Source organism: Nonomuraea sp. NPDC050790, from assembly GCF_044456745.1.
Lineage (GTDB): Bacteria > Actinomycetota > Actinomycetes > Streptosporangiales > Streptosporangiaceae > Nonomuraea.
Genome location: NZ_JBITGF010000001.1, coordinates 1,889,340 through 1,898,872, shown reverse-complemented (window position 1 = coordinate 1,898,872; position 9,533 = coordinate 1,889,340). Strand labels below are relative to the sequence as shown.

The 9,533-nt window shown below is 73.2% G+C and carries 10 protein-coding genes; 3 read left to right on the top strand and 7 right to left on the bottom strand.

From position 1 onward, the window contains the following. Positions 1–228: 228 nt before the first annotated feature. The gene (locus ACIBEJ_RS08530; protein ID WP_397181979.1) at positions 229–582 is read left to right on the top strand and encodes an isoamylase early set domain-containing protein; all 354 of its coding nucleotides are present in this window, start codon (positions 229–231) and stop codon (positions 580–582) included. A 286-nt stretch (positions 583–868) separates the two neighbouring features. Next, positions 869–1,201 carry a LuxR family transcriptional regulator gene (locus ACIBEJ_RS08525; protein WP_397181978.1) on the top strand — a complete coding sequence of 111 codons (333 nt, stop codon included), beginning with the start codon at positions 869–871 and terminating at the stop codon, positions 1,199–1,201. 159 nt (positions 1,202–1,360) lie between these two features. On the opposite strand, the gene ACIBEJ_RS08520 is transcribed toward ACIBEJ_RS08525, so the two are convergent. From ACIBEJ_RS08520 to ACIBEJ_RS08500, 5 genes are all read right to left on the bottom strand, one after another. Continuing rightward, positions 1,361–1,495 carry a hypothetical protein gene (locus tag ACIBEJ_RS08520; protein WP_397181977.1) on the bottom strand — a complete coding sequence of 45 codons (135 nt, stop codon included), beginning with the start codon at positions 1,493–1,495 and terminating at the stop codon, positions 1,361–1,363. Beyond that, positions 1,492–2,217 carry an alpha/beta fold hydrolase gene (locus ACIBEJ_RS08515; protein ID WP_397181976.1) on the bottom strand — a complete coding sequence of 242 codons (726 nt, stop codon included), beginning with the start codon at positions 2,215–2,217 and terminating at the stop codon, positions 1,492–1,494. Before ACIBEJ_RS08515 ends, ACIBEJ_RS08520 begins: the two co-directional genes overlap by 4 nt. After that, entirely contained in the window at positions 2,214–3,176 is a 963-nt protein-coding gene (locus tag ACIBEJ_RS08510; RefSeq protein ID WP_397181975.1) for an alpha/beta hydrolase, read from the bottom strand. The genes ACIBEJ_RS08515 and ACIBEJ_RS08510 overlap by 4 nt, the downstream gene beginning before the upstream one ends. A gap of 118 nt (positions 3,177–3,294) precedes the next feature. Beyond that, on the bottom strand, positions 3,295–4,014 hold the full coding sequence (locus ACIBEJ_RS08505; protein WP_397181974.1) for a MerR family transcriptional regulator: 720 nt from the start codon (positions 4,012–4,014) through the stop codon (positions 3,295–3,297). A 31-nt stretch (positions 4,015–4,045) separates the two neighbouring features. Beyond that, complete coding sequence (locus tag ACIBEJ_RS08500; protein ID WP_397181973.1) at positions 4,046–5,473, bottom strand: serine hydrolase domain-containing protein; 1,428 nt, start codon at positions 5,471–5,473, stop codon at positions 4,046–4,048. Positions 5,474–5,604: 131 nt separating this feature from the next. Between ACIBEJ_RS08500 and ACIBEJ_RS08495 the strand changes: the two genes are divergently transcribed. After that, positions 5,605–7,026, top strand: coding sequence for a PLP-dependent aminotransferase family protein (locus ACIBEJ_RS08495; protein ID WP_397181972.1), 1,422 nt, complete (start codon positions 5,605–5,607; stop codon positions 7,024–7,026). A gap of 49 nt (positions 7,027–7,075) precedes the next feature. Here ACIBEJ_RS08495 and ACIBEJ_RS08490 read toward each other — a convergent pair whose 3' ends face one another. Continuing rightward, positions 7,076–8,431, bottom strand: a complete 1,356-nt coding sequence (locus ACIBEJ_RS08490) for an FAD-binding oxidoreductase (protein WP_397181971.1) — start codon at positions 8,429–8,431, stop codon at positions 7,076–7,078. A gap of 67 nt (positions 8,432–8,498) precedes the next feature. Beyond that, positions 8,499–9,404 carry an AraC family transcriptional regulator gene (locus ACIBEJ_RS08485; RefSeq protein WP_397181970.1) on the bottom strand — a complete coding sequence of 302 codons (906 nt, stop codon included), beginning with the start codon at positions 9,402–9,404 and terminating at the stop codon, positions 8,499–8,501. Between the last annotated feature and the right edge of the window lie 129 nt (positions 9,405–9,533).

Genomic DNA, 9,533 nt, shown 5'->3' with positions numbered 1-9,533 from the left:
CGCCAGAATCGGCTTCGACCCCGACCTCGACCGCGAGCTCTACACCGTCACCGACAACGGCATCGTCGTCGTCGGCAGCCAAGGCGCCCGCCGGCGGGTCGAGAAGAAGGACAGCGCTCTTTTCGGGGTGGAATTCTCGCGTAAACCCTAAAAACTATGAAGATCGCCCGTTTCCGGGCCGGAGCCGGGGTATGGCTCACCGCGCAATCGACAAACTCGGGGGAGAAAATGTTCACCAGCAGCAAGCCCAACAGCAAGGGACAGGTGGAGGTTCAGTTCACCCTCCCCCGGGAGGCCGGCCCGGTGTCGGTCGTCGGCGACTTCAACGGCTGGGACCCGCTCGCACACCCGATGCGGCTGGGCGACGACGGTCACTACAGGGTGGCGGTGGCAGTGCCGCAGGGCGAGGCGTTCGCCTTCCGCTACCTGGCCGACGGCGGTCGCTGGTTCGACGACGAGGGCGCCGAGGAGTACGACCACCGCGGCGCGATCTTCCGCATCGCCGCGCCCAAGCGCCGCGCGGCCACCAGCGCCGCCGCCACCGCCAAGCCGCGCGCCACCGCGGCCAGGGCCGTACGCTGACCTTCACACGGGGCTTCCGGGGCGCGCGGACCTGCTGTTTCGTCCGCGCGCCCCGGAAGCACGCGGTGAGGAGACGACCTCCCACGGGCCGGTCGAGTGCTGTCACGGATCGTCGCGCTACCCGGTCTGAGCTGGTGCACGGCCGGATCCGAGCCGGCCGACGAGTCGCGGAGGACGCCCCGATGAGCACCACCGACCACGCGTACCGCCTCGAGAACCCCGGCAGGCCCTGCCCACCGCCCGGCCCCGGCCCCGGGCACGGGCACGGGAGACGGGCGCCGCGGTCATGACCAAGGTGTCGCTGACCGCGCTCGCCGGAGAGGTGCTCACGCGCGCCCGCCAGGCCGGCAGCGGCCGCGGGGCCAGCACCGTCCACGGGGGACACGACCGTTCGCTGCGGCAGACCGTGATGGCCCTGCGCAAGGGCGAGCACATGCACGAGCACGAGCATCCCGGCGAGGTCACGGTCCACGTGCTGCACGGCCGGGTACGCCTCGTCGCCGGCCCGCACTCCTGGGACGCGATGCCCGGAGACCTGCTGGTGATGCCGGACCGCCGCCACCGGGTGGAGGCCGTGGAGGACTGCGCCTTCCTGTTCACCACCGCGCTGAAGATCTAGCCCGCCGAAGCACCCGCCCTGCTGAAGCCCACGCTTGACTAAAGCCCATGCTTAGCGACTGCTGAGGAACGCGGCTCGTTCAAAACCATTGGCCTGCTGAAGGACATGCCGGAGGCGGGGAACCGATCCGGGTTCCCCGCCTCCGGCGCGCCTGCCGCGTCAGGCTGGGTCGCGCCGCCTGTGCTGTTCGAGCAGGGCGGCGACCTCCTCCGGTCGCTGCGGCGGCGTCCAGCGGTCGAGCCCGATCACGCGCACGGCCCAGCCGGTCGGCGGACTCGACCGGGCGGACCTCACCCCGGCGGATCCGCGTGGGCCGCGGCGTCGAGCACGGTGGCGGCCACCGCGTCGGGCTGCGAGACGGCGACCGCGTGGGAGCCGCCGGCGACCTCGTTGGTCCCGCGCGAGCCCGCGCGCTCGGCCATGAAACGCAGCGCGGCGGCCGGGATGTTGAGGTCGCGCTCGCCGTGGACGAACCAGGAAGGCGTGGTACGCCAGGCCGGTTCGCCGGCCGCCAGCTCGTCGGTCAGCGCCTTCTCGGTCACCGGCCGCTGGGTCGCGGCCATGAGTGCGGCCTCTCCGGCGTCGACGTCGGCGCAGAACTGGTGGTGGAACTTGCCGGGGGCGATGCGGAACTCGGTGCCGCCCGGCGACACCGGGTACGCCTCCAGCGCCTCGCCCAGCGTGCTGCCCTCGAACTTGCCCGACAGCAGCAGCGCGCTCTCCCCCCGGTCCGGGGCGAAGGCACCCACGTAGACGAGGGCGCGCACGGCCGGATCGCCCGCGGCGGCCCGCGTGATCACCATGCCGCCGTAGGAGTGCCCGACGAGGACGACCGGGCGGCCGATGGCGGCGACGACATCACGCACGTACGCGGCGTCGCCCTCCACGCTGCGCAGCGGATTGGCCACGGCGACGGCGGTCAGCCCGTCCCCGTGCAGGCGCTCGATGACGCGGTTCCAACTGGCCGACTCGGCGAAGGCGCCGTGGACCAGGACGATGACGGGCCGTTCTGTCACGACTGCGCCTCTCCCGCGTTGAGGACGTGCTTGAGCACGCCGATCGCCTGGGCGGTGGCTCCGCGCGTGGCCCGGGAGCCGGCGAGCGGGTTGAGCATCATGAAGTCGTGCATGGTGCCGTTGTAACGGACGCTGGTGGTGGGCACGCCCGCCTCGGTGAGCTTGCGGGCGTACGCCTCGCCCTCGTCGCGCAGCACGTCGTTCTCGTCGACGATGACGAACGCGGGCGGCAGGCCGGCGAGGTCGTCCAGGGTGGCGCGCAGCGGGGAGGCGGTGATCTCGGCGCGCTGGGCCGGGTCGGTGGTGTAGGCGTCCCAGAACCAGGCCATGCCCTTGGCGCTCAGGAAGGGGCCGTCGGCGAACTCTCGATAGCTGCCGGTGTCCTGGCCGGCGTCGGTGACCGGGTAGTACAGCGACTGGTGGACGAAGGTGACGTCACCGCGCCGCTTGGCCATCAGGGTCAGCGCGGCGGTCATGTTGCCGCCGACCGAGTCCCCGGCGACCGCGAGCCGCGAGGCGTCCAGCCCCTCGGACGCGCCGTCCCTGGTGATCCACTGGGCCGTGGCGTAGCCCTGCTCGATGGCCACCGGGTAGCGGGCCTCGGGGGACCTGTCGTACTCGACGAACACCAGCGCCGCTCCCGCGCCCACCGCGAGCTCGCGCACGAGGCGGTCGTGGGTGCCCGCGTTGCCGAGGACCCAGCCGCCGCCGTGCATGTAGAGCACGACGGGCAGCGTTCCGGTCGTCCCCGCGGGCTTGACGATGCGCACGCGCACGTCGCCGACCTCGGCCGGCACGGTGATCCACTTCTCGTCCGCGTCCGGCTTGGCGATCGGGGCGGCCTGGAGGTCGTCGAGCACCTTGCGGGCGCCCTCGGCGCCCAGTTCGTACAGGAACGGGGGCTTGGAGGTCGCGTCCGCGAGCTCCTGAGCCGCCGGCTCCAGAATGTAGTGGTTCATGTCTCTGCTCCTCCGTCCAGACCTCGGACGATCCGCCCGTCAGCGCGCGGACCGCCCGAAGCGGTTCGCCAGCTATGACAGGGCGAGCACCGGATCTGTGACAGCGGAGCCGGGCGTGCTACTCCGCCATGAGCCGGGCCAGCCGTTCCCACGCCGGCGAGGTCGCCTCGGGCTGGGAGCGCGCGGCGAGCTCCGCGATCTCGGGGCTGGCGACCGGGCGCGTCTCCGACCGGCCCGGGTGCTCGGCGAACCACGTCCGGGTACGCTCGGCGAGCCCGGGCAGGCGGGGATCGTCCGGCGACCAGTCGTAGGCGGCGTCGTGGTCGAGATAGAGGGCGCGGAACCCGGGGTCGGTCAGGTGCTCGCGCTTCTCCTCGATCCACACCGCGGCGTCCTCGGGCGAGGCCATCACCATGAGGATCCAGCCGTCACGCTCCACCCGGATCGCCCGCTCGCTGACGCCGAGCTCGCGCAGGTCGTCGAGGAAGTCGGCGACCTCGGGGGAGACGAACAGCCGGTCGCCGCCAGTGAGCTGGCCGAGCTGCTCGCGGGTCTTGCGGAGCTGCGCGATGCGTCCGCGCAGGTCGTGGTCGATCTCGCAGACCGCCGCGGAGAACGTCGCCGGGTCGGCGTCGAGCAGCTCCTTGACGCGGGCCAGCGGGACGCCCGCGTGCGCGAGCGTCCTGATCTTCACGAGCTTGATGGCGTGCGCCGCGGTGTAGCGGCGGTAGCCGGAGGAGTCGCGGTCCGGCTCGGCGAGCAGACCGCGCTCGTGGTAGTGGCGGATGGCCTTGGTGGTCACTCCCGCATAGTCCGCGAGCTGGCCGATCGTGAGCATGCCGCACATCCTTCCACCTCGGCGTGGCGCGTCAGGCGCGGCGGGTCATCCGGCCGCCGCCGTTGCGGAAGCGGGCCTGGCCGTCGCGAACGTCGTGGTAGGAGACGAGCAGCAGCCGCAGGTATCCGTCGAACGCCTCCTCCGGGAACCCGGCGGGCGCGAACAGGCCGGGCCTGATCGGCACGTACCGCTGCGGCGGGGCGGCGGTCGTCCCGCCGGCGAACTCGGTGAAGATGCGCTCCTGGTCCGCGTCGGCCGGCTCGTAGGTCGTGCGCTCCTCGAGCTGGCCGTCCACGATGGTGACGTCGATGCGGAGCTGGTTGGAGCGGTAGGTGCCCACGTAGGGGGTGAGGTCGACGTCCTCCTCCTTCTCCGTGATCAGCTGGGGGATCGTGACGCCGAGGTGCTCGGTGAGCAGCCACTGCAGCATCTGGTCCTGCAGCATGATCGCGTCCGGGTTGTTGCCGTAGGCGGCGAAGACCAGGTCGTGCTCGGGCAGCACGCACAGGAGCGAGACGCCGCCGGGCGAGGCGCCCGACATGGCCAGGACGGTCGTGTCACCGAACGGGTAGAGGACCCAGCCCAGGCCGATCGGCGGCGTGTTGGGGCTGTCCATGTCGTAGGAGACCTGCCGCATCAGCGCGGCCGACTCGGCCGACAGGACGCGCGTACCCGAGGGGGAGACGCCGCCCGCGAGGTGGGTGCGGCCGAAGGCGAGCAGGTCGGCGACGGTGCCGATCGGCGTGCCGCCGGCGGGTCCCCAGGTGTCGGGCAGGGTGAACATGTTCGTGGGCCTGGCCGCCATGGTCTCCACGTCCAGGAAGTGGCCGATCGCCGTGCTGCGCAGGATGGCCTGCTCGGCGGAGGTGCTGGAGCCCGGCATGCCGACGGCCGCGTAGACGTCGCGGGCCAGCAGGTCGTGGAAGGACAGCCCGGTCACCACCTCCAGCAGCCGGCCCGCGACGATCATGCCGCCGTTGGAGTAGCTGAGCTGCTCGCCCGGCTCGAACAGGGTGCCGCTGACGGACGCCAGCCCCTCGACGTACGCCTTCAGCGCGCCGTCACCCTTGTCACCCGGGAAGTACAGGTCGGCGTCGATGCCGTTGGTGTGCCCGATCAGGTGGCGGACCAGGATCTTCTCCGCCGCGCCCGGCACGGCCAGGGCGAACTCGGGCAGGTAGCGCACCACCGGCGCGTCCAGGTCCAGCCGGCCGCGCTCGACCTGCTGCAGGACCAGGGTGGTGGTCAGGACCTTGGTGACCGAGCCGTAGAGGAACCCGGTCTCCGGCAGCATCGGGGCGCCGGTGGTGAGGTTGGCGGTGCCGTGGGCGACGACGGTCTGCTCGCCGGCCTGGTAGACACCGGCGACGAAGCCGGGAACGTGGTTGGACTCGCAGTAGGCGGCGGCCTGCTCGCGGAGCTGGGTCTCAACGGTGCGCAGTGCGGTGTCGTTGCTCATGTGGAACATCGTGCGACCTTGCCCCAGGGGCAAGGTCAACCCCCACCAGGAATTCGGGCCGCGTCGCAGGTCGGGGGTTGCGTGGAGGCAACCCTGGCAGGATGCCGCGCACGCCGATAGGGTCCGATCCTGTGGGGCGTTCGAGGACCGGTTCCGGGCCCGCCGAGGACCTGCTCATCGAGCTGGACCGCGAGGCGGGCGTAGCGCTGCACCGCCAGATCGAGGCGTCCATCCGCTCCGGCATCCGGGCCGGCCGGCTGCGGCAGGGCGCGTCGCTGCCGCCCACCCGCACCCTCGCGACCTGCCTCGGCGTCTCCCGCGGGGTGGTCGTGGAGGCCTACCAGCAACTCGTCGCCGAGGGCTACCTCGTCAGCCGCTCCGGCGGCTACACGCAGGTCGCCGCCGCGTTGCCGCCGCCCGCCACGCTCCCCGCCGCCGCCCCGGCGGGACCGCCCGCGCGCCGGGTCGACTTCGGCTACGGGCGCACCGACGTGTCGCAGTTCCCCAGGGCCGCCTGGCTGCGCTCGGTCCGCACCGTGCTCACCACCGCGCCCAACGACCGCTTCGTCTACCTCGACGGGCGGGGCGTGCCGGAACTGCACGAGGCCCTGTGCGACTACCTCAACCGGGTACGCGGCACCTCGGCCGCCCCCGGCGACGTGGTGATCTGCAACGGCTACGGCCAGGGCGTCGCACTGCTGATCCAGGTCCTCGCCCGGCACGGCGCCAGGCGGATCGCCGTGGAGGACCCCTCCGCCGACGACGACGTCCGGGTGCTGGCCCGCGCCGCAGGACTGGAGGTGGTCGGCGTCCCGGTGGGCCGGGACGGCATCGAGGTCGGCGAGCTCCACGGCACCGACGCCGACGCGCTCGTGCTGACGCCGTCGCACCAGTGGCCGACCGGGGGAGTGCTCCCGGCCTCGGCCAGAGCGGAGGTGATCCGCTGGGCGCGGCGGCGGGGCGCGATCGTGGTCGAGGACGACTACGACGCCGAGTACCGCTACGACCGCGCGCCCGTCGGCGCCCTTCAGGGGCTGGCCCCCGACCACGTCGTCTACTGCGGTACGGCCAGCAAGACGCTCGCCCCCGGCCTGCGGCTCGGCTGGCTGGTGCCGCCACCCCGGCTGGTCGGCGACCTCGCCGAGGCGAAGCTGCTGGCCGACCGCGGTTCGCCGGTCATCGACCAGTTGACCTTCGCCGACTTCCTCGCCCGCGGCGAGTTCGACCGGCATCTGCGCCGGATGCGCCCCGTCTACCGGCGCCGCCGCGACGCGCTGCTGTCGGCCCTGCGCGTCCACCTGCCCGACCTGGAGCCCGCGGGCGTCGCCGCCGGGCAGCACGTGGTCGCCTGGCTCCCGCCCGACCTCGACGAGGCGGAGGTGGTGACGGCCGCCGCCCGGCACGGGCTGGCCATCAACGGCGTCGGCCCGTACCGCATCGGTGGCCCGGGCCCCGGCGGCCTCATCTTCGGCTACGGCAGCCTCGGCGAGCGCGCCGTCGCCGAGGGGGTCGCGCTGCTGGCGCGGGCCATTGGCGAGGTGCGCCGGGGCTGAGGGGGTCGCGCTGCCGGTCCGGGCCGTCGGCGAGGTGCGCCGGGGCTGATCAGCGCGCCGGGCGGATGTTCTGGTTGAGGTGGAACACGTTCTCGGGGTCGTAGGCGGTCTTCACCGCGGTCAGCCGGGCCAGCTTCCCGGCCGTGTACGCCCGCCGCACCCCACGCCTCCCCTCGGCCAGTTCGTCGGCGGCCAGCATGTTGACGTACACCCCGCTCGCGTACGGCTCCAGCGCCGCCCCCGCCGCGCGGGCGGCCTCCATCCTGGCGGCGTCCTCGGCCGCGTCGCTCCACCGGCACCCGGCGCCGAACTCGAACATCGTGCCCCGGTGGCTGAAGGCCGCGTCCGCCTGCGGCACGTCGTCGATCGCGCCGCCGTGCGCCTGGAGATCGACTCCCGGCAGGTACGGGCTGTCGCTCAGGTCGGCCCCGCCGCGCAGCAGGAACGCCTCGATCGCCGAAGCAGGGAAGCTCCGCAGATAATGCCCCTTGGCGTAGCGGCGGTAGGCGTGCCCGCCGGTGGAGTCGTTGCGTCGCTGCAGCTCCAGGTACGACGGCGTCGTCACGCGCGAGGCCACCGGCCGCCCGAGCGCCCGAATCGCGGGAAGCAGCCGGGCGCCCTGCTCCGGATCGCCCACCCACACGAACCCCAGCGTGGCGATCGGGCCGCGGGGCCCGCCGCCGACCTCGGCGGTGAACGTGGCCTGCCGGGGCGCGACGGCGTTCAGGTCCCGCCAGCGCTCGATGACCGGGACGGCGTCCTCGGCGCGGAAGTCGAACTCGGCGACCAGCGTCCGGGTGCCGGCGTGGTGCAGGGCGAACTCGAACTCGGTGACGACGCCGAAGTTGCCCCCGCCGCCGCGCAGGCCCCAGAACAGGTCGGGGTTCTCGGCGCGGCCGGCCTTCACCACCTCGCCCTCGGCGGTGACCAGCGTGTAGGAGACGACGTTGTCGCAGGCCAGGCCGTACTGGCGGGCCAGCCAGCCCATGCCGCCGCCGAGCGTGAGCCCGCCGACGCCGGTGTGGGAGACGTTGCCCGCGGTGGTGGCCAGGCCGTACGCCTGGGAGGCGCGGTCCAGCGCGCCGAGCAGCGCGCCGCCCTGCACCCGGGCGCGGCGGCGGACCGGGTCGACCCGGACGCCGCCCATGCGCGTCAGGTCGATCATGAGTCCGTCCTCGGGCACGGCGAACCCGGCGGCGTTGTGGCCGCCGCAGCGCACGCCGATCTCCAGGTCGAGGTCGCGGGCCAGCCGCACGGCGGCGACGACGTCGGCCACGCCCGCCGCCTGGACGATCAGGCGTGGCCGCCGGTCGATCATCGCGTTCCAGACGGTGCGAGCGGTGTCGTAGCCGGGGTCGCCGGGGGTGAGGAGCCGGCCGTCGAAGCGGGTCGCTGTCGTGGTCATGCCCTCAGCTTGACCGGAATCGGTACTCCCGCTATGGGCCGATCCTGCCACCGGATCGGGTACCAATTCAGGGTGTGCGGCGGGTGGCGGAGGGCAGCTCGCCGTACCTGCGGTGGTAGTGGGCGGCGAAGCGGCTCAGGTGGGGGAAGCCCCACCGTAACGCCACGTCCGTCACGCTCGTGGACGCGCCGCTCTCGGCGATCGCCCGCAGGTCGGCGTGCGCCCTGGCCAGACGGACCTCGCGCAGGTACGCCATGGGCGTCGTCTGCATGTGCTCGCGGAAACTCGTCTGCAGGGTGCGTACGCTGACCCGGGCCGCCGCGGCGATGTCGCGCAGCGACACCGGCTCCCCGGCGTGGTCCTCGCAGTAGCGGCGGGCCCGCCGCAGGGCCGCCTGCCCCGCGGGCGGGGCGGGCGCGGCCACGGCGGCGGCGAAGTTGCCGGCGTGCGAGGCGACCATCGTGTGCAGGAGGAACTGCTCCATGTGGTGGGCGGCCAGCGGCGAGGACGTGAACGACAGCGTCCCCTCGGCCAGCCCGCGCAGCGCGCCCCCGAACGGGCCGTCGCGCCCGATCTCCGGCTCGAAGACGGGCACCCTCGGCGCCGGGCCGCTGAGATAGTCCGCCAGCGTCCGCTCGACCTGGGTCTGCGGCACGCGGACGATGAGGATCTCGTGGTCGACGCTCCAGTTCATGACCGGCCGCTGGCCGGGGCCGATGACGGTGATCGGCGCGCAGAGCTCGCGCCTGCCCACGCTCAGCCGGCCGTGCCCGCGCAGCGGCACGTGGATGTAGAACTCCTCCAGGTCGCGCACGCTCACGCTGATCTCCGCCCCGTAGGCGAGCGTCTGCGTGGTGAGCGCCCCCTGGTGCAGCGGCCGGTAGCGCGCGCCGTCCGGGCTGAGCTCGCGTACCCGCAGCCGGTGCGGCGCGAAGTGCTGCGTCACCAGTTCGTGCATCTCATCGACCAGCACGTGGCCCCCCTTATGCCGATGGCGCACATCCTGCCGTTTCGCCACCATGAGCGGAAGCCGATTGTCTATCCGAAATACGCGATTCCGGACGCGGAACCTGGATATTGCGCCGTGGCGTGCTCGGGCAGG

Coding starts and splice junctions, on each gene's coding strand:
- ACIBEJ_RS08530 (WP_397181979.1), top strand. CDS start 229: ATGTTCACCAGCAGCAAGCCCAACAGCAAGGGACAGGTGGAGGTTCAG.
- ACIBEJ_RS08525 (WP_397181978.1), top strand. CDS start 869: ATGACCAAGGTGTCGCTGACCGCGCTCGCCGGAGAGGTGCTCACGCGC.
- ACIBEJ_RS08510 (WP_397181975.1), bottom strand. CDS start 3,176: ATGAACCACTACATTCTGGAGCCGGCGGCTCAGGAGCTCGCGGACGCG.
- ACIBEJ_RS08505 (WP_397181974.1), bottom strand. CDS start 4,014: ATGCTCACGATCGGCCAGCTCGCGGACTATGCGGGAGTGACCACCAAG.
- ACIBEJ_RS08500 (WP_397181973.1), bottom strand. CDS start 5,473: ATGAGCAACGACACCGCACTGCGCACCGTTGAGACCCAGCTCCGCGAG.
- ACIBEJ_RS08490 (WP_397181971.1), bottom strand. CDS start 8,431: ATGACCACGACAGCGACCCGCTTCGACGGCCGGCTCCTCACCCCCGGC.